This is a genomic window from Roseibium polysiphoniae, from assembly GCF_014842925.1.
In the GTDB taxonomy this organism is placed as follows: domain Bacteria; phylum Pseudomonadota; class Alphaproteobacteria; order Rhizobiales; family Stappiaceae; genus Roseibium; species Roseibium polysiphoniae.
The window spans coordinates 448,638-468,325 of the sequence record NZ_JACYXJ010000003.1; the positions used below are offsets into that span (position 1 = coordinate 448,638).

Genomic DNA, 19,688 nt, shown 5'->3' on the forward strand with positions numbered 1-19,688 from the left:
GGGAGGTTTTTGCGGCCCGATGGTGGTCTCAGAAACTGAGCGGTCACGAAGCCATAAGAAAGACTGGCTCCTTCTAGCGCACTCGCTTTCTTGCGTGTTAGCGTTGTTTTGTCAGGAATTGTCTTTCACACGCCAATTTTAGGGCTGCTGTCATGGTTATTCATCCGGATTTGTTTGAGGTGCCTGGCAGGACACTCGGCCAGGTCATGACCGGTTTTGCGCGTACTCAGGTTCGCGGCACGGAAAATCGCTGGCATTCCCATGAAGAGGGACAGTTGTTCCACGTCATCCACGGGGCGGCTGCTGTGGACACGGAGATCGGGACTTTTCATGCGCCGCCTGAGCGGGCGCTGTGGATCCCGCCCAAGGTCGCCCACCACGCCCGTTACCTGTCGGAGACGGAAATCCGGTTCCTCTATGTTTCGCCCGAGGCCGCCAGTGCCCTGCCGGACAGGCCGCAGGTCATTCAGGTGACCCAGTTGCTGCGCGAGCTGATCCTGGAGTTCATGTCCTTTGGACGCGGCGAGACGCAAGAGGGCCCGGCTGCCCGGATCGCCGCGGTCATTCTGGATCAGCTGAAAGTTCTGCCGGCGGCACCGCTTCAATTGCCGATGCCAAAGGAAAAGCGTCTCCGTACTGTCTGTGAGCGGATTGTTCGTTGTCCGGCTGACATTCCGCCGTTGACGGCGGCCGCCGAGGCCTGTGCCACATCTGTCAGATCTTTCGAACGGCGGATGAAATCCGAGACCGGGCTCAGCTATCGCACCTGGTGTAGGCAGGTGAAGTTGTTTCGCGCCCTTGAGATGCTGGCGGAAGGATCAGGTGTCTCGGAGGTGTCGCACCGGCTTGGCTACGAGGGGCCAAGTGCCTTTGTTGCGACCTTCAAAAAGGCCTTCGGGGTGACGCCGGGACGATATTTCACCTGAGCGCCAGGCAATTGATTTGGCTCATGGCAAGTCCTTTCCCTTGAGGCCAGCATCGGCGGCGAAACGAACAAGGAGGGACACATGTTCAAGAAAATACTGGTGCCGATCGATCCTGCTGAGCCTGCTTTTGCCGATCCGGCCGTCGAAAAGGCTGTTCGGTTTGCCAAGGATTATGGCGCTAAAATTCATCTCGTGGCCGTCTGCCCTGAAGTGCAGACCTTTGTCGCAAGCCAGCTGCCGGAAGGTTTTCAGGACCGCGAATTCACGGAAACCCGGAACAACCTGGATGCCATCGCTGCCAAGTTGGAACTCGCTGGTGATATGATCGACAGTCAGGTCCGCGTCGGCTCGGTCTACCATGAAGTCTTGGAAGAGGCTGAAAGCTCAGGCTGCGACCTGATCCTGATGACAAGCCACAAGCCGGGGCTGTCGACCTATTTCATTGGTTCGAACGCGGCCCACATCGTGCGCCATGCACCTTGTGCCGTCATGGTGCTGCGTTGATCTGGCAGTTGTTTTATTGATCGATGAAAGAACCCCGGTCTGAGCCTCAGGCCGGGTTTGTGTTTGCGTCGACGGCCGCTAGCGGGCCAGCTCCTTCATGGCCTGGCTCAAACCTTCCACGGTCAGAGGAAACATGCGCTCTTCCATGAGCTCGTTCATCATCTTGATCGAGTGGGTGTAGCCCCAGTGCTCCGGTCGGACTGGATTGAGCCAGACGGCGCTCTTGTAGAGGCTTGTGACGCGTTCAATCCAGGCGGAGCCCGGTTCCTCATTCCAATGCTCGACGGACCCGCCGGCATAGGCGATTTCGTAGGGGCTCATCGAGGCGTCGCCGACGAAGATGACCTTGTAGTCGGCGGGGTATTTATGCAGCACGTCCATGGTGTCGATGCGCTCGGCATGGCGGCGGCCGTTTTCCTTCCAGACATATTCGTAAAGGCAGTTGTGGAAATAGAAGTGCTCCATGACCTTGAATTCGGTGCGAGCCGCTGAGAACAGCTCTTCGCAAACCCGGATGTGGTCGTCCATGGAGCCGCCGATGTCGAAGAACAGCAGGACCTTGACCGCGTTGCGTCGTTCGGGCCGCATCTTCACATCGAGCATGCCCTTGTGCGCCGTTGCGCGGATGGTGTCATCCAGGTCCAATTCTTCGGCAGCACCGGTGCGAGCGAAATTGCGCAGGCGCTTTAGGGCGACCTGAATGTTGCGCGTGCCGAGCGCCAGGGTGTCGTCGAGGTCCTTGAACTCGCGCTTGTCCCAGACCTTTACCGCCCGCCGGTGCCGGCTCTCCTTCTGGCCGATGCGTATGCCTTCGGGATTGTAACCATAGGCACCGAAGGGCGAGGTGCCCGCCGTTCCGATCCACTTGTTGCCGCCCTGGTGGCGCTTTTCCTGTTCCTTCAGACGTTCGCGCAGGGTTTCCATCAGCTTTTCGAAACCGCCCATGGCTTCAATCTGCGCCTTTTCCTCATCGCTCAGGTGTTTTTCGGCGAGCTTGCGAAGCCAGTCTTCCGGGATGTCACCAGCGGGTGCCTCACTGAGAAGATCGAGGCCTTTGAAAACATGGCCGAAGACCCGGTCAAACCGATCCAGATTGCTCTCGTCTTTCACCAGGACTGTGCGGGCGAGATAATAAAAGTCTTCTACCCGTCGCTCAGCCAGGTCCTGTTCCAGTGCTTCCATCAGCGCCAGATACTCGCGCAGGGAGACGGGAATGCCGGCAGATTTCAGCTCGGTGAAGAATGTGATGAACATGGATGGGAAGGTAGCGAGACGAAGATGGAGTGTCGAGAGGACAGTTTTCGCTCTGCCTACTTGGCCATGTCCTCTTTTTCCGCCCGCTGAACCAGTTCACCCATGAAGTCAGTCACGCTCGGTCCCTTGGTTGCGACAAAGGGAGCTGGACGGCAGACGGCGATGGCAGCGATGCCGATGCGCGCCGTGAGAAGGCCGTTGATGACACCTTCGCCAAGGCGGGCCGACAGACGTGCTGCCAAGCCGTGGCCCAGCACCTGGGATGTCAGGCTGTCTCCGGCTGCCATCCCGCCGGTCAGAGCAAGATGGGTGACAACCTGGCGGGTGAGTCGAAAGAAGCCGAGAGTGCCCGGACGACCGCCATAAAGAGCCGACAGGCGGCGTATGGTGCGGATGTTTTCGAAGAGCACCGCGAGAAGATCGACGAGCGCCCGGGGGCTAACCGCGGTGACCACGGATACGCGCTTGGCGCTGTTCATGACAATGCGGCGTGCTTCCAGATCGAGGGGCGCGAGCAGATCGCGCTCGGCCAGGATCACCAGATCCCGGCCATCGATCACTTCGCGCATATGACCGGCGAGTGCCCTGCGGCCACGGGCGGTTTCAGGCCGGCCTTCGTAAAGGGTGATCAGATCCTTGAGACCAGCTTGGGCAGCCTTGGCATCATCTGCCTCTGCCGCATCTGTCAGAGCGTCGCGCAAGTGATCGATCTTGCCGACCCGCAAGATGCCAAGAAATTCTCTCAGGGCGAGACCAAGGAGCCCGAGGACGGCGACGGCGGCGAGGCCGGTCGCGGTCCAGCCGAGCCAGTCGGTGCGGGCGAACAGGTCGCGGATCAGATTGTCTATGGCCAGGCCGATTGAAAGGCTGACAAGGCCACCCAATCCGATTGCAATCCACTTGCCGAACGAGAAGCTCTTGGAGGGTTTGCTGGCCTCAGCAGGCAGGCGCGGAATGGTCTCGTCATCGGCTGCCATGGAGATCAGAGCTTCTGCGCTCAGAACCTCATCGGGATCTTCGTCAGCGTAGCGAACACGCTCGTCATCCAGAGAAAAGGCAGCTGGCTTCCTTGCCGGGCGGGACGGGGAGTTGGAGGCCCGCCGGTCGTTGGGATGGTCGGTCATCGCAGACGATCTCCGATCAGAAATTCGATGGCCCGGTCGAGGCGGATGTGGGGCAGCGAGAGTTTCATGCCTTCGGCCGTGCGGTCCAGACGTGGTGGGCGAAACCTGAGGAATTGAAGTGAAGAATCAACTTCAACTGAGTTTGGAGATATTGATTCAACTGTCTGAAAGACTGATTCAGGATCTTCGGGCAAGTCCCCGGGAAACATGGCGATTTCCGACTTTCCGTCATATCGCTCACCGTCCACGCCTTCGCCTGGAAGCGGCGTTCCCAGGATCGCGGGCAGCTCCTGGCCGCCATGCTTGACCGTTGCTTCGCGGGTGGCACGCACGGCGGCCAGGGCAAGAACATCCACTTCGGCGCCCTTGAATTGTGCGTGTTCCATACCCGTTGCAACGAGCTTTCGCAGGATGGCCTGAAGCCGATCATGGTCTTCCCTGTGAAGATGATCGGCCTTGGTCGCGGCAAAGAGGATTCTGTCGATCCGGCGATTTACAATGGACGCCAGCCAGGACTTTCGCCCCGGGCGAAAGGAGGTCATGACCTCGCCCAATGCGACTTGAAGATCGGTCAAGGCATCGGGGCCGGCGTTCAGCGCATGAAGGACATCGACCAGGACGATCTGGCGATCAAGCCGCGCAAAATGATCCCGGAAGAAGGGGCGAATGACATGGGTTTTATAGGCCTCATATCGTCGCTCCATCATGGCTCTGAAGGTGCCTGTCCGGGCGGGGGCAGCATCGAATGGAATGTCGAGTGGGGCAAATGTCAGGGCAGGAGAGCCGTCCAGATCGCCGGGCATGAGGAACCGGCCGGGCGGCAACATCGATAGTGCATGGCTATCCTGCCGGCAGGCGGCGAGGTAGGCCTTGAAGGTCTCAGAGAGCGTTTGGGCAGTTGTTTCGATTTCCGGTCCGTCCGGATCAATACCGGACAGCTCGGCCAGAAATGGCGCTGCGATTTCACTGCGGTTGGCCGCGCGGGCGCGCTTGAGAGCCTCTGCTGAGAACTCTGCATAGGAGCGTTTCAACAACGGCAGATCAAGCAGCCATTCGCCGGGGTAGTCGATGAGATCGACGTTGAGTTTTCCGGGCCCGAGCTTGCGGGCCAGATAGGATGCGCTTTCGTATTCAATGGTCAGTCGAAGTTCCGAGACCTGACGGGTCGACCGGGGCCAGAGGCGATCCTCGAGCAGTGCGGCAACATGAGCTTCATAGTCGAACCGTGGAACGGCATCGTCTGGTTGGGGCTGAAGAAACGCGCGTGTAAGCCTGCCCCCGGCGGCCGCATTGAACACGGGCAGGCGTCCGCCATGGATGAGATTGTGGACCAGTGCCGTGATGAACACGGTTTTGCCGGCACGCGCCAGGCCCGTAACGCCAAGGCGAAGGTTGGGAACCGCCAGATCGCTGGCCGTGTCGGCGAGGTTGGCAAATGTCAGCCGGGCTTCGTCGGCAATATTGAGCAGTCTGTTCAAACTTTGATCTCCTGACGCTCATGTAGGGGGTGCCCCCGGTATTCGCAATCAGGAGGTTTCTGCCTGCAGGCTGCGCGGTTTGATGAACTGTTCCAGCTGAGCCGTTCCAGCCTCCAATGACGACCAGTCGGTGATCGGGCAACTGTAGATCGCCAGCGCTCCGGAGGGGTACTTCAATTCCATATCCGCCTTGAGGACCCTGTCGCCTTCGGCGAACAACGCATGGGCGGTCTGTTCCGTTGCCGGGTTGTGGCCAATGACCATCAAGCTTCCAGCGTTCCCGCCCCTGGCCCGGATGATCGGAAGATAGCTGTCCTCGCATTCGTCGTAGAGAGAGTTCAGGAGGCGGATCTCAGTCTGACGACGAAGATGGGGCAGAAGCTTGGCGAGTGTTTCGCGGGTTCTTTGGGAGGAGGAACAAAGGATCAGGTTCGGTTGAAGCTGGTTCTTCTCCAAATAGGCGCCCATGGTGCGCGCGGCGGTCCGGCCGCGGCTGTTCAGGGGGCGGTCGAAATCCTTGAGCTCAGGGTTTCTCCAATCGGATTTGGCATGGCGGAGCAGGAAAAGTTGCAGCACGGGGATCCTCCGGTCATCTTTTCAAGGACCCTAAAACAAAACCCTATACGTTGAACCGAGCCAGATCAAAAAAGATGGATATTTTCAGGTCGAGTGTTTGGACGCGTCAGTTTTGTCGATTGAGGATTTCTGTAAAGGCGTCAATTGCCGGGCCGACGTCGCCCTCCTGTGTTGGCAGCGCGTAGGCCATCCAAAGGGTGAAATCAGCATTTCTGCCGGAAAACCGCCAAAGGGTTTCGCATAGGGTCGTTGGTGTCCAGTCACGGGTCTTGAAGGAAATGCCGCCAGCAGCGACGCCCGACAGAGAGACCTGAGTAAAACCCGATGCTTTATAGGCTGTTAGGAAATCGGCGGCAGAACCGGCACCGGTGCCGGACAGATGCTGGCGTAAAATTGCCCGGAATCCGTCTCTGCCCGAATAGACGCAGCCTGCCATTCTATCTGCATCTGCGGCCAGAACTTTGGTGCGAAAAAGGCTGCCGACCATGTCCGGGCAGCGCAAGCCATTGAAATGGCGCATGCCCAGGACATCGCTGACCCAACCCACTTGTTGTTGGGTGTCCGGGGTTTGGGCCTTCGCAGGAACGACAGCGAACAGGCAGAACAGGCACAAAGAGAGACTGCGCCAAGGGAGGCTGTCGAAGGAACTACCTTTGCTCATCTGCCGATCTCCGATCTCAGAATCGAACGTTATTGTCGTTCACGGCGTGTCATGAAGGCAAGCCTCTCAAACAGATGGACGTCCTGTTCGTTTTTCAACAACGCGCCATGCAGAGGTGGGATCAGATTCTTCTTGTCGTCCATGCGCAGTGTCTGGGCATCCACATCCTCGTTCACGAGCAGCTTGATCCAGTCGATCAGTTCCGACGTCGAAGGCTTTTTCTTGAGGCCTGGAACATCGCGTACATCATAGAAGAGGTTCAGGGCTTCCGACAGCAGGCGCTGTTTGAGCCCGGGAAAGTGAACCTCCACGATCTCGGCCATCGTTTCCTTGTCGGGAAATTTGATGAAGTGAAAGAAACAGCGGCGCAGGAATGCGTCCGGCAGGTCCTTTTCGTTGTTTGAGGTGATGATCACGACCGGACGCCTGATCGCCTTGACGGTTTCACCTGTTTCGTAAACGTGGAACTGCATCCGATCGAGTTCCAGCAACAGGTCGTTGGGGAATTCAATGTCGGCCTTGTCGATTTCGTCGATCAGCAGGACCGGGCGCTCCGGTGCCGTGAAGGCTTCCCAGAGTTTGCCTTTGCGAATGTAATTGTTGATGTCCTTGACCCGCTCATCGCCAAGCTGGCTGTCGCGCAGGCGGGAAACCGCATCATATTCATAAAGGCCCTGTTGCGCCTTGGTTGTGGATTTCACGTGCCACTCGATCAGCGGGGCTTTCAATGCTGCGGCAATCTGCTCAGCGAGGATGGTCTTGCCGGTTCCCGGTTCGCCCTTGACCAAGAGAGGCCGCTCGAGAGCGACGGCCGCATTGACCGCGATCCTGAGATCTTCGGTGGCAATATAGTCCTCGGTGCCTTCAAAGCGCATGTGAGCATCCATTCCTTCTTCTTTGCGTGGACCTTAGGGGCGGGCGTTCTGCGGTGCAAGAAGGTCGCGTCAGCGAAGGAGCAGAGGTCGCTGATTTGACGCCAAAGGGGATCGGATTTGCCTGATGGGGCAGGAATCTTTTGCCTGCTGGTCTCTTTCTGCCGTGTTTATTCTTCTGCTTGTTTCGCTGGAAAAAATTTAAATCATTGAAAAGTAACAGGAAAAAATATCGCCTGGCAGTTGGCATGTCCCTTGCGATCCCTCCAGCAAACGAATTGTGGGCGTCTGCCTAGACCTGAAGAGGAAGTAACATGGGTATTTACGGGGCTATTAACTCGGCGGTTTCCGGCCTGGCGGCTCAGGCAACCGCGCTTGAGAATATTTCCGGTAACGTCGCAAACTCGCAGACGACCGGTTACAAGCGGTTGGATACGACCTTCTCTGATCTGGTGTCTGGCGGTGGCTCTGTGCAGGCGGATCAGGTCTCTGGAACCACCTATTCAACCTCGCGTGCAACAAACACCGTGCAGGGTGATATTTCTGCGAATGATGTTGATACTTATATGGCGATCAATGGTGAGGGCTACTTTGTTGTCACCTCCGCCGGCGATGTCGTCGATGGTCAGACCACGTTTGCCGATACGAATTATTACACTCGTGCCGGCGATTTTGAGATCGATGAAGACGGCTACATGGTCAATAGTTCAGGCTATTACCTGATGGGCTACGAGCTTGATCCGGACACTGGTAACGCGGTTGGCGATGCGACCGGCGTGATTCAGATTGATGACCAGCCGATTGCTGCTGAAGCGACTTCTGAGATTGAATACCAAGCGAACCTGCCGACAGTTCCGCAGACGGAAGACTATGACGGCTCCGATCCAACGACCGCGCTGCTCAATACAGCGACCGTTGGGACAGATGATGTTGCGGATGCCAATGATCAGGCATTTCTGGACAGCTCTATTTCCGGCGGGTCGGTCACGATCTACAACGATAATGGTACCGCGCTAAACGTTGAGGTTCGCTGGGGTAAAACCGCGAACGCCCCGCCGGCGGCTAACAACACCTGGAGCATGTTTCTAAGCAGCGGAGGAAACGATCCGGCTTGGCTGGAAGTTGGCAATGTCAATTTCGACACCGCTGGTGATATGGGCACGCTTACAGCTGGCGATGGTAGTCTTACAAGTGTTCCCAATGGCACTTCTGACGGTTTTGAGATTACGGGTGGTCTAACAATTGGCGATGTAACCATTGATAGTGTGAACATCTCCTTCAGCAACGGTTCTCTTACGCAGTACTCGGACCCTAACGGTGTCGCGACCTCTGTTACGCTGGATCAGGATGGTTACGCTGCAGGTGAGATCGTCGGCGTTTCGATCGATGAATCTGGCCGGATCGTTGCAAGCTATTCCAACAGTCAAACGCGCAGCCTGTATGAGATTCCACTCGCGACATTCGATGCTGAGCAAGCGCTCGAGCGTGTTAATGGTGCGGCTTTTGCCGCGACCCCAACGTCGGGTGAACCTGACCTCACTCGTGGCGGGTCGATTATCTCAAACGCGCTTGAGCTGTCCAATGCCGATATCGCATCTGAATTCTCCAAGCTGATCGTGACGCAGCAGGCCTATTCGGCGAACTCCAAGATCGTGACTTCCGCGGATGAGATGCTCGACAGCGCTCTGAATATGGTTCGGTAGCCCATTTCAAATCGGCGGAGCCAGCCGCTCCGCCGAACTTCCTTGATGTTCTGAAAGTGTAGGAGGCAAAGCCATGGGACTGACATCCGCTCTGAACACGGCTCTTTTCGGCATTTCCTACAATCAGAAGCAGATCGACGTCACCGCGTCGAACATTGCCAATGCTGATACGGTTGGTTACTCAACCAAGTCTGTCGAGGCCAATGTCTTCTTCGATGGGCAGGGCAATGTATCGGGGATTCTGTCGAGCGAAGTGAAGCGTTCGGTCGATGAGAGCATCCAGTCCTCCTACTTTGCCTCACTTTCCGAGACCAACTATGCGTCTCAGATCTCGACGTTCACCACGCGCCTGGATGATCTGTTCGGCACAATCGACGACGGCTCCGGCCTTAACGCGTTGATGACCGATTTCTCGACTGGGTTGTCCTCGCTGGTAAATGATCCGAGCAGTTATGCTGCTCAGCAGGAAGTTGTTGCCGCAGCGGACAATCTCGCGCGCCAGCTCAACAGTTCCTACGAGTCGATCAACGAGCTTAGAGAGAACGCTGACACCCTGCTCATCGGCCAGACCGAGGATGTGAACCAACTCCTTCAGAGCATTCAGGATATCGACGAGAAGATCCAGGAGGCGCGGGTTGCCAACAACTCGGTTGCAGACCTTTTGGACCAGCGCGACCGCTACGTCGAACAGCTTTCCGGTTATCTCGATGTTGAGGTGACCGAAGAAAGCAATGGTATGCTGCAGATCAAGTCCCACACCGGACAGCAGCTTTTGGCGAACAATCAGGCTTCAGTCCTGTCATTCTCGCCGACGAACTACTTTCAGCCAGGCGAGCCAGGCAACTCCGTTCTGGTCACCACGCCCGGCGGCACCACGTTCGATCTTATCTCTGGTTCGGAATCAGGGTCACTGGTCGCGCTTGCCGAGGTTCGGGACGAGGTGTTGGTTCAGGCGCAAAGCCAGCTGGACACCATTGCAGCTGAACTGTCTCTCGCCATGTCGAACGTTCCTGTTGAAGGCGTTGAGACTACCGTGGGTGCCGATGAAGGGTTCGTGCTGGATGTCTCTGCTCTTCAGGCGGGAAATACGGTCTCTCTGACCTACACGGACTCTGCCGGGGATACTCAGAACGTTACATTTGTGGCGGTAAGCGACGCGACGCTTCTGCCGTTGGATGACAGCGCGACAGCGCGGGCCGATGACACGGTTTATGGCATCGACATCTCGAGTGGGACACCTGCAACCTATGTGACGCAGATGATTGCGGCTTTGGCCGCCACAGATCTTCAAGTCACGGACGATGGCTCAGGAAATCTGCAGGTTCTGGGCGATGTCGGGGCTCCGGCTTCGGTCTCAAGCTTGACGGCGAGTGTGACGCCGACTGCAGACACGGATCAGGGGCTGGGGCTTTCGATCTTTGTCGACCAAAGAGATGGCAAGGAACTCTTTACCGATGCCCTGGAAGACGGTGGGCAACGTGTTGGTTTCGCTCAATCCATCGCGGTGAACTCGGCCCTTACGGCGGACAGTTCGCTCTTGGTCTACTATGAGACGACGCCGGAAACGAATTCGCCCAACGATTCCTCGCGGGCAGAGTATCTGCTTGAGCAACTGTCTCAAGCGGGAACGACATTTGATCCGGATGCTGGCATTGGCAATGCAGCGACGCCTTATGAAGGTACGCTGATGACCTACGTTAACCAGGTGGTCGCCTACCAGGGCAATCAGGCGAGCGATGCGGCGACTTATGCTCAGGCCAAGGAAACCCTGACGACAAATCTCGCGGTTCGCTACGAGGAAAGCTACTCGGTCAACGTCGATGCCGAGATGGCGTTTCTGATCGAGTTGGAAAATGCTTATGCGGCCAATGCAAGAGTTATGCAGGCCGTGAATGAGCTGTTCGACGTCCTTCTGAATACAGTGTAGGTGCAATATGGCCGTTGATACGATTGCCACATCCAGGTCCTATATGACCAAACAGGTCACGAGCCTGAGCAAAACGCTGACGGAAAAGACCACGCAGCTTGCGACTGGCAAGGCTTCGACAACGTTTGGGGGTATCGGCAACAACCGTCTGCTCGATCTGGAACTTACGCAGAAGGTTGGGCAGATCGACTCTTACAAAGAGACAATTGTCAGCGCGAGCCTTCATATCGAGACATTGAACCTGACGCTCGAACGTCTGGAAGAGATACGCCGGGATGCGAAATCGGCTCTCGATCCCAATGAATTCGTGCTGCAGTCCGATGGGCAGACGCAATCCCAGGCCACTGCCGAGGTGCTGCTTTATGAAGTTGCCAATCTGTTGAACACGGAAGTGGCAGGTCATTACCTGTACGGCGGCAGTGATGCCTACTCCAATCCGGTGGCGGCCATTCAGGTCATTCTGGAAGGCGCGGATGGACTGGATGGCCTCAAGACGGTGATGGATGAATTTGCTCAGGCCAATCTCGGGGTCAATGAAAACGGCCGCCTCGATATTTCGTCATTGACGACCAACTACACACTTGGTGTTCCCACGGACTCCACCTTCACGATCACGGAAGACGGCGCGCACGACTTCGGTTTTGACATCTCGACGGTCACATCAAGCTTGAGCAACGTTGCGATCACGGGTCCAAGCGGCGGGGATCCAGACACCTTTGACGTCCAGTTCACCGGGCAACCGACGTTGGGCGAAACGATTGCCGTCGAGTTCACCCTGCCGCCAGATCACACAGAGACCTTCACGATCGAACTCGAAGCGACATCCGGCGGTGGTGAGGGAGCCTTCGCGGTCGGCGCCGATCTTGAGGAAACGGCGGAAAACCTTCGGATAGCGATTTCCGAGGCTTTGGAAGAAGAGGCACAGACCAATCTGAAAGCCTTGTCGGACGATTGGGCGGCGGACAATTTCTTCGATACCTTTGGCGGCGTGGAGCCAATGCGGATCGATGGTCCGCCCTATGACACGGCTACAGCCCTAACGACAGGTGGCGCCACGACTGTGGCCTGGTACACCGGCGACAATTCCGCAACGACGAATGCGCGGGAAGACAAGAGTGCCGTGGTCGATACCAATCTCACGGTCAACTACGGCGCGCGCGCAAATGAGCAGGGATTGACCGACTTGATGAAGTCGCTTGCGACCTTTGTCAGTGCAGATTTTTCCGCTGGAACGGATAACGACAAGCTCTACCACGCCGCCCTTGCAACAGAGCTGCGCGCGGTTTTGGAGCCAGACACTGCAGATCAGTCTGGCATCGTTGATATTTCAACGGAAATAGCCATCGCCCACCGGGCTGTCGAGAGCGCGGATGATCGGCATGATCAGATGAGGTCCAGCTATCTGACGACAATCGGCGAAATTGAAGGTGTCGACAACGAGCTTCTGGCAGCGGAAATCCTTCAGCTTCAGACCAACATCGAGGCCTCCTACAGAGCATCTTCGATCGTTTATAACCTTAGCATCGTCGACTACCTCTAAGGTCTTCGCAGCAAGGCTTTAGTCGAGATTGCAAACGAAAAAGACCGGCAGCTTCTGAGAAGATGCCGGTCTTTTGTTTTGATCTAAGCTCTGCGTTCTTACTCGGCTTGCGCCCGAAGACCTTCCGCAATGTTGCGGTTTATGGAAATCAGTGTCGCCAGTTTTTCCGGAACGGGGTCAATCATGATCGCCATTGTGTGTTTGAAGACAAACACGCCAAGAGACGCCAAATTGTTCTTGATGTCTTGGGGAAGCTGGCTTTCGGCACTCGTGGCTGAAGTTGCCAGGATCGTCCATAGCTTCCGGTTATACGCAAGCGCCTCGTCCTTTTCGGCGAAGGAGCTTTCTTCCCATTCATCCTTGATCAACTGAAGTCGCGCTGCCGCCTTCATCAGAAGGGTTGCTTCCAGTTCCCTCGGTGACACCGCCACCTGACTCGTCTTCTGGTAAGCCTGCGCTGCCTGTTTGTACATGGCCGATCAGCGTCCTCTCGTACTCGATAAGCTTACGTGCTTCTTTCAGGGCTTTATAAAAGGCACCGGTTATTATCGAGTTACTAATCCGTGTGACATATGGGATTGTACTCGGCGCGGCCTTTACGATATCATTTACAAGAGTGAAGTAATTATCCTGAATTCTGTCTACTTCACTTGAAAGATACATCAGTTGAACGGCCAGGTAGACGCGTTTGGCAGGTGTATCCGCGGTGGCCGGCGTGAGAATGTCTTTCTCTCGCAGGATTGGCGCCTGGCCTTCTATAAACAGTCGGGTTCTTTGATTGTCATTGGTGATGATTGAATCACCGATGATTATCCGCTCACCCGGTTTAAGCTCGACCTTGAGCGCCATTCCTTGACCTCCACCTGCAAAGTATCCGGCAGCAATATTGCGCAACAGTTAACGCGCAAACCAGAAACCTTAACGTATTTTCTGCTGTTTTTAACCGAAGAGGCTAAGCACGCTCTGCTCGGCCTGGTTGGCGAGAGACAGGGCGGTCGAAGACAGCTGTTGACGTGTCTGAAGAGCAAGCATGTTCGCGCCTTCCTCGTTCATGTCAGCAATTGTCAGTGCGCCAGCGCCGACCTCAAGCGTGTTGATAAGCTCTTCGGTGAAACTCGTTCTGATCTCGACGGTCGACAGGCTCGTACCTAGTTCGCCAGCCGCAGAGCGTAATTCATCTAGTGCCGAGTTGATCGCCTGAAGAACACGCTCGATATCGGTGTCGTCTTTGAAGCCGGAGTCGGTGGCTGTCAGGTTTACGGTGCCGTCCGTCGTCGCGAAGTCATCAATGTTGAAGTCATCGTTGCTGCTGGTAATTGCCCAGGAAACATCGCCGACCATGGAAATGCTGCCAGATGCAAAATTCGCATCGAGACCCTTGATCGATTTGATCAGGCTGACAAGATCGCTGACGGTCGTGTCGTCATCGATCTCGATCGAGGCGGCTTCGAAGCCATTGCCGTCGGTGATGTAGAGGACGTCATCAACTTCAAATCCGCCGGAAGAGGTCAAGGTTGCGGCAGCTGTCATGACCGAGGTCGCGAGCGTGGTTGATCCCGCGCCGATGCCACCGTTTGTCGCTGTGCCGCCGCCTGAAGTGTCTTTCGATATCGAAAGTGTATAGGCCGGATTGAGGCCGGAAGTTATCGTAATTTCGTCGTCTGTTTCGTCAAAAGAGGCCTTGATGCCTTGCACGTCATTGAGAGCATTGACGTAATCTTGGACTGTCTCAATCTGGCCGGCGCCGGTTCCAACTGTGAATGTTGTGGGCGGGTTTACACCGTCTGAAACAGTTACAATATCGCCGTTTTCCCAGTCCGGGAGATCGGAGAGATTGGAAGAAGCCTGCAGTGTAGATAGATCAAGGGTAGTTGACCCACTTGCAACCGTAAACGACGAAGTTGCGCCAGCACCGTTTTCAAGATCTGAAAGCGCAAGGCCCGTCGAAAGCGTGGTGTCGGTGAAATCTACCGGATCAACCGTGAGGTTCGAGGTGCTGTCTTCGTTGAAGATCACCTGGAGTTCATTGCCAAGACCAGCGAGAAGGTTCTTGCCCTTATAGTCGGAATCCCGTGCGAGATCCTCGATTTGCTCGAGAATGTCATTGTATTGCTCGGTGTAGGTCTTGCGCTGGTATTCGCTTTGGGTCTGAAGCGCCTGGTTGGCGATGGCCTTTGCAGACTCGACCAGCCGGGTGATGCCGGTGAGGCCGTCGTCTGCGGCGCGGATCGTCTGAACCGCCTGTCCCATGTTGTCGAGCAAGTTTGCCAGATCGCTTGCGCGATCATTCAGGCCAGCTGCCGTAAAAAATGAATTCGGATTGTCCAGGGCCGAGTTGACCTTGAGGCCGGTTGCCAGCCGGTTTTGGGTCGTCGACTGAAGCTTGGCCGTGCTTTTCAAGGAGAGCAAGTTTTCCCGAACGGCACTAGAAAGGACAATATCGCTCATCTGGGGTCACCACATCATTTACAGGCGCCTTAATCGAAAGGCTTACGTTTCCAATACCTTCGGCTGAAGGTGATTGGAGCGAAGTGTAAATGGAAAGTTAACCGCCAGTGCACCTGTTAATGGTTTGGTAGGAAGAGTTACCAAAAACTTTCTTTTAACTATCTGGAAATAAAGGGAAAAATTTGAAGGTAATTTGGGCGTTGGAGCGAAAAACGCCGAAAACGGCGAGGCAAAGCCCCGCCGTTCCTGAGTGTCAGCCGGTGAGTCGTGCGTTCGACTGATTCTTCTTAGAAGAGGGATAGTACCGTCTGATCCGCCTGAGAAGCGAAGGAGAGGGACGTTGATGCGAGCTGCTGGCGTGTCTGAAGAGCCAGAAGGTTCGCGCCTTCTTCGTTGGTATCAGCCAGAGTCAGCAATCCTGCACCTTCAACGAGCGTGTTGACCATCGACTTGGTATAATCCTGCCGAATTTCCACGGTCGAGAGATTGGTACCAAACTCGGATGCCTGAGCCCGCAGGTTTTCGAGAGCATTGTTCAACTTGTCGACGACGCGATTGATGTCGTTGTCAGTTGCGAACCCGCTATCAGTTAGAGCTGCTATCGTGACCCCATCGGCATCTGCAGTAAACGCCGATGCATTGAAGTCGGCATTGTCACTGGTGAGATACAAGTCGGTCTCGCTCTCCAGAGCCAGTTTACCTGTGGTCGTGTTGAAGGAGGCGCTTACACCAGCGAAATCATCGATGAAAGTTGTCAGATCATCGATGGTTGTGTCTTCTTCAACTTCAAGAGAGCCCAGTTCGAAGTTGTTGCCGTCAGTCAGGGTGATGGTGTCACCAACCTTATAGGAGCCTGAATCCGACAAGTTAGTCGTCAATGCCGTAAATTTGGTTGCAGCGAGCGTTGATAGGGTTGCTGTACCGGAGCCGGTGCCGGCGCCGTCATTACGCAAGCTCAGGTCGTCGTTTGAGACGATTGTCAAGGTGCCGGTTGCTTCATCAAATTCGGCGCTCACGCCGGCGGTATCCTCAATTTGGTTTATGAGGTCCTGAACCGTCGTATCCGAGGCTACGGTTACCGTAGATCCTGCAATTTGCGCTGATGCCGTCGTTCCATCGTGGAGGCTTATGTTGTTGCCGACATTGAAGGCTGTAGAGTCGCTCAGAAGAGAGCTTGAGTTAAGGGTTGTTGTGCCGTCAGTCAGAACAAATGTGGCTTCACCACCTTCGAGTTGGAAGGATGTTGCGCCGCCTTGACCTTCGACAAGGTCAGACAGGTTGAGCCCGGTTGACAAGGCTGCGTCTGTGTAATCAACAGCGCCGATCTTCAATTTGGAAGTGGCATCTTCGTTGAAGATTGTTGTGAGATCGTTTCCGTCGCCAGCAAGAAGGTTCTTGCCCTTATAGGAAGAATCCTTGGCAACGTCTTCAATCTGCTCGAGCAGATTGTTGTACTGCGCTGCAAACTTTGCGCGTTCGTACTGGCTCTGTGTCTGGAGCGCCTGATTGGCCTTCGCCTTTGCAGACTCGACCAGATCGGTGATGGTCTGAATACCTTCATCGGCTGCTTTGATCGTCTGCAGCGACTGACCCATGTCTTCCAGAAGATTGTTGAGGTCACTCGCACGGGAATCAAGTCCAGATGCCGTGAAGAAGGAATTCGGATTGTCGAGCGCTGAGTTCACCTTCAGACCGGTCGCCAGTTTGTTCTGGACGCCGGACATCATATCCGCGGTTGACTGAAGTGTGAGGAGGTTCTGCCGCACTCCGGCGGAGAGGGTGATGCTATCCACTTGTGTTCCCTTTCCTGGGTCCCAAAATTTGATCCGCTCGTCCTGAGCAGCTTGATTAGGATCATCTTCTGTTAACCCTAATCAATGGTTAATCAGTCGCACTTTTAGGGTTAATGACTGGTTAACGCATTGAATAAGATGACTTTTGTGGGGGAAGGGGAGGGATGCTGTCGCCATGGCACAAAAAAACGGCAGGCCGCTGGGGCCCGCCGTTCATGGTGTCGGTATCTGCGTTTCTTAGAAGAGACGCAGAACGTTCTGATCCGCCTGGGATGCCAGAGAAAGCGAGGTTGAGGCCAGAGACTGCTGGGTCTGCAGAGCCAGCAGGTTCGCGCCTTCCTCATTGGTGTCAGCGAGCGTCAGCATGCCGGCACCTTCTTCCAACGTGTTGATGATGTCGTTGGTGAAGCTCTGACGGCTTTCCACGATGGACAGGTTGGTACCGAATGTGGAGGCCTGCGCACGAAGTGTGTCTTGTGCGCTCTTCAAGCTGGACAACGCTGCATCGATATCGCTGTCGCTGGCGAAGCCTGAATCGTCGCCGTCTGTGTCGGCGACGGTCAAGCTACCGCTCGAATCCGAGCTCAGCACGAAGTCGGAAGTGACTGTGATAACTCCGGCGGCGTAGGCCGTGCTTACACCATCGATACCATCATAGAGGTCTTCCAGATCACCAATGGTCGTGTCAGCTTCAACTGTGATGGATCCGACTTCTGTACCGTTGACGTCGGTCAACGAGATGACGTCACCTTCTGCAATGGATGCAGAATCTGTCAATAGAGAGGTCGTGGTTGCACCAGCAGAACCGACTGTAGCAGTCGTCGTGCCTTCAGTGGCTTCAGTCAAGTCTGACAGAGCAAGACCAGTGGATGACGACGAGTCGGTGTAGTCGACCGCTGAAATTGACAGACTGGAAGAACCGTCTTCGTTGAAGGTCACCGAGAGGTCGTTACCCGTGCCACCCAGGAGGTTCTTGCCCTTGTAGCCGCTGTCCTTTGCGATGTCCTCAATCTGCGTAAGGAGTTCGTTGTACTCTTCTGCGTATTGAGCGCGTTCGGATTGGCTGGACGTCTGGGAAGCCTGGTTGGCTTTTGCCTTGGCCGCATCGACGAGGTCTGAGATTGCCTCAATTCCCTTGTCAGCCGCCTGCAGGGTCTGAACCGACTGGCCCATGTCATCCAGCAGGGAAGACAGATCGCTTGCGCGGTTTTCCAAACCCTTTGCGGTGAAGAAAGAGTTCGGATTGTCGAGGGCGGAGTTTACGCTCTTGCCTGTCGACAATTTTTCCTGAACGCCGCTCATCAGTTGAGAGGTCGCCTGCAGTGCGTTCAGATTGGAACGCACGGCGCTGGAAAGTGTAATGTCAGCCATTTCTAGATCCTTTCTAGGATTACTCAAAACAGGACCCTTCCTGGGTCCGACAGGCTGACAATGGCGTTCGGGTGGTAACGGTTTGTAAAGAAGTATGGTTAGTGGAAGTTAACCTTAATAGATTGTTTCTTTTAAGAAAAACGGCGCGCCGCAAGAGCGCACCGTTTAAGTTGTTGAGGTTTGCGTATCTTAGAAGAGGCGCAGTACGTTTTGGTCAGCCTGAGCCGCCAGCGAGAGCGAGGTAGAAGCCAGAGACTGCTGTGTCTGCAGAGCCAGCAGGTTCGCGCCTTCCTCGTTGGTGTCTGCCAGCGTCAGTTTGCCGGCGCCTTCTTCCAATGTGTTGATGATCGCATTGGTGAAGTCCTGGCGACCTTCCACGATCGACAGGTTTGTACCGAAGGTGGATGCCTGCGAGCGAAGCGTGTCTTGTGCGCTCTTCAAGCTGGACAGCGCTGCATCGATATCGCTGTCGCTGGCGAAGCCTGAATCGTCGCCGTCTGTGTCGGCCACGGTCAGGGACCCTGACGAATCCGAGCTCAGCACGAAATCGGAAGTGACTGTGACCACTCCGGCGGCGTAGGCCGTGCTTACACCATCGATACCATCATAGAGGTCTTCCAGATCACCAATGGTCGTGTCTGCCTCGACGGTGAGCGAGCCGACTTCCGCACCATTGACGTCAGTCAGCGTGATGACGTCGCCTTCTGCGATGGATGCAGAATCTGTCAATAGAGAGGTCGTGGTTGCACCAGCAGAACCGACTGTAGCAGTCGTCGTGCCTTCAGTTGCAACAGTCAAGTCGGAGAGGTTCAGACCTGTCGAGGAAGACGTGTCTGTATAGTCGACCGAGGAAATGCTCAGGCTAGAAGAGCCGTCTTCGTTGAAGGTCACCGAGAGGTCGTTACCGGTGCCGCCAAGGAGGTTCTTGCCACCGTAGCCACTGTCCTTCGCGATGTCCTCAATCTGGGTCATCAGCTCATTGTACTCTTCTGCGTACTGAGCACGTTCGGACTGGCTGGAAGTTTGCTGGGCCTGGTTTGCCTTCGCTTTTGCGGAGTCAACCAGATCAGAGATTGCCTCAATCCCCTTGTCCGCTGCTTTAAGCGTCTGAACCGACTGCCCCATGTCGTCGAGCAGGGTGGACAGATCGCTTGCCCGGTTTTCCAGGCCCTTTGCAGTGAAGAAAGAGTTCGGGTTGTCGAGGGCCGAATTGACCTTCTTGCCTGTCGACAGTTTTTCCTGGACGCCGCTCATCAGCTGCGAGGTCGCCTGAAGAGAGTTCAAGTTGTTGCGCACTGCGCTTGAAAGAGTAATGCCACCCATTACAGAGTTCCTTCTGTTTTCCCTAGTCATTCTTCCTGAACGACAAGCGAACTCTGCCTATGAAAATTGTATCGAATCCTAATTAACAAGGTTACTGGATTTTAAGTTTAAATATATCTGAAGTTTTAGAGTTAATAAGTGTGGTTAATTATTTTTGTGATCTATATATATTTTTTTAATATATTTTT

At 55.4% G+C, this 19,688-nt stretch carries 17 protein-coding genes; 5 read left to right on the forward strand and 12 right to left on the reverse strand.

The window, feature by feature from the left end; translation table 11 throughout:
- Positions 1-152 precede the first annotated feature (152 nt).
- Together IG617_RS09015 and IG617_RS09020 are read left to right on the forward strand one after the other, a co-directional pair.
- Positions 153-926, forward strand: coding sequence for an AraC family transcriptional regulator (locus IG617_RS09015; RefSeq protein WP_192108889.1), 774 nt, complete (start codon positions 153-155; stop codon positions 924-926).
- An 81-nt stretch (positions 927-1,007) separates the two neighbouring features.
- A complete protein-coding gene (locus IG617_RS09020) occupies positions 1,008-1,430 on the forward strand; it encodes a universal stress protein (RefSeq protein ID WP_192108890.1) in 423 nt (140 codons plus the stop codon).
- A 78-nt stretch (positions 1,431-1,508) separates the two neighbouring features.
- On the opposite strand, the gene IG617_RS09025 is transcribed toward IG617_RS09020, so the two are convergent.
- The 6 genes from IG617_RS09025 to IG617_RS09050 form a co-directional block, all read right to left on the reverse strand.
- Positions 1,509-2,684, reverse strand: coding sequence for a vWA domain-containing protein (locus tag IG617_RS09025; protein ID WP_192108891.1), 1,176 nt, complete (start codon positions 2,682-2,684; stop codon positions 1,509-1,511).
- Positions 2,685-2,740: 56 nt separating this feature from the next.
- Positions 2,741-3,808, reverse strand: coding sequence for a YcjF family protein (locus tag IG617_RS09030; RefSeq protein ID WP_192108892.1), 1,068 nt, complete (start codon positions 3,806-3,808; stop codon positions 2,741-2,743).
- A complete protein-coding gene (locus IG617_RS09035; protein ID WP_192108893.1) occupies positions 3,805-5,286 on the reverse strand; it encodes a YcjX family GTP-binding protein in 1,482 nt (493 codons plus the stop codon). The genes IG617_RS09030 and IG617_RS09035 overlap by 4 nt, the downstream gene beginning before the upstream one ends.
- A gap of 48 nt (positions 5,287-5,334) precedes the next feature.
- Positions 5,335-5,862 (reverse strand): SixA phosphatase family protein, encoded by a 528-nt coding sequence (locus IG617_RS09040; RefSeq protein ID WP_209008365.1) that lies wholly within the window; start codon positions 5,860-5,862, stop codon positions 5,335-5,337.
- A 106-nt stretch (positions 5,863-5,968) separates the two neighbouring features.
- Positions 5,969-6,523, reverse strand: coding sequence for a hypothetical protein (locus tag IG617_RS09045; RefSeq protein ID WP_209008366.1), 555 nt, complete (start codon positions 6,521-6,523; stop codon positions 5,969-5,971).
- Positions 6,524-6,552: 29 nt separating this feature from the next.
- On the reverse strand, positions 6,553-7,398 hold the full coding sequence (locus IG617_RS09050; protein ID WP_192109143.1) for an AAA family ATPase: 846 nt from the start codon (positions 7,396-7,398) through the stop codon (positions 6,553-6,555).
- Positions 7,399-7,709: 311 nt separating this feature from the next.
- On the opposite strand from IG617_RS09050, the gene IG617_RS09055 reads away from it, so the two are divergent.
- From IG617_RS09055 to IG617_RS09065, 3 genes are all read left to right on the forward strand, one after another.
- Positions 7,710-9,098, forward strand: coding sequence for a flagellar hook protein FlgE (locus IG617_RS09055; protein ID WP_192108894.1), 1,389 nt, complete (start codon positions 7,710-7,712; stop codon positions 9,096-9,098).
- Between the two features lie 73 nt (positions 9,099-9,171).
- Complete coding sequence (gene flgK, locus IG617_RS09060) at positions 9,172-11,025, forward strand: flagellar hook-associated protein FlgK (protein WP_192108895.1); 1,854 nt, start codon at positions 9,172-9,174, stop codon at positions 11,023-11,025.
- Positions 11,026-11,032: 7 nt separating this feature from the next.
- Positions 11,033-12,565, forward strand: a complete 1,533-nt coding sequence (locus IG617_RS09065; protein ID WP_192108896.1) for a flagellar protein — start codon at positions 11,033-11,035, stop codon at positions 12,563-12,565.
- 98 nt (positions 12,566-12,663) lie between these two features.
- Here IG617_RS09065 and flaF read toward each other — a convergent pair whose 3' ends face one another.
- From flaF to IG617_RS09095, 6 genes are all read right to left on the reverse strand, one after another.
- The gene (gene flaF / locus IG617_RS09070) at positions 12,664-13,038 is read right to left on the reverse strand and encodes a flagellar biosynthesis regulator FlaF (RefSeq protein ID WP_192108897.1); all 375 of its coding nucleotides are present in this window, start codon (positions 13,036-13,038) and stop codon (positions 12,664-12,666) included.
- Positions 12,920-13,414: a flagellar biosynthesis repressor FlbT gene (gene flbT / locus IG617_RS09075; protein ID WP_192108898.1), complete on the reverse strand. Its 495-nt coding sequence runs from the start codon at positions 13,412-13,414 to the stop codon at positions 12,920-12,922. Before flbT ends, flaF begins: the two co-directional genes overlap by 119 nt.
- 90 nt (positions 13,415-13,504) lie before the next feature.
- Complete coding sequence (locus tag IG617_RS09080) at positions 13,505-15,013, reverse strand: flagellin N-terminal helical domain-containing protein (RefSeq protein ID WP_192108899.1); 1,509 nt, start codon at positions 15,011-15,013, stop codon at positions 13,505-13,507.
- Between the two features lie 287 nt (positions 15,014-15,300).
- Positions 15,301-16,806, reverse strand: coding sequence for a flagellin N-terminal helical domain-containing protein (locus IG617_RS09085; RefSeq protein WP_192108900.1), 1,506 nt, complete (start codon positions 16,804-16,806; stop codon positions 15,301-15,303).
- A gap of 237 nt (positions 16,807-17,043) precedes the next feature.
- Positions 17,044-18,177, reverse strand: coding sequence for a flagellin (locus IG617_RS09090; RefSeq protein WP_192108901.1), 1,134 nt, complete (start codon positions 18,175-18,177; stop codon positions 17,044-17,046).
- 189 nt (positions 18,178-18,366) lie between these two features.
- Complete coding sequence (locus IG617_RS09095; RefSeq protein ID WP_192108902.1) at positions 18,367-19,500, reverse strand: flagellin; 1,134 nt, start codon at positions 19,498-19,500, stop codon at positions 18,367-18,369.
- Between the last annotated feature and the right edge of the window lie 188 nt (positions 19,501-19,688).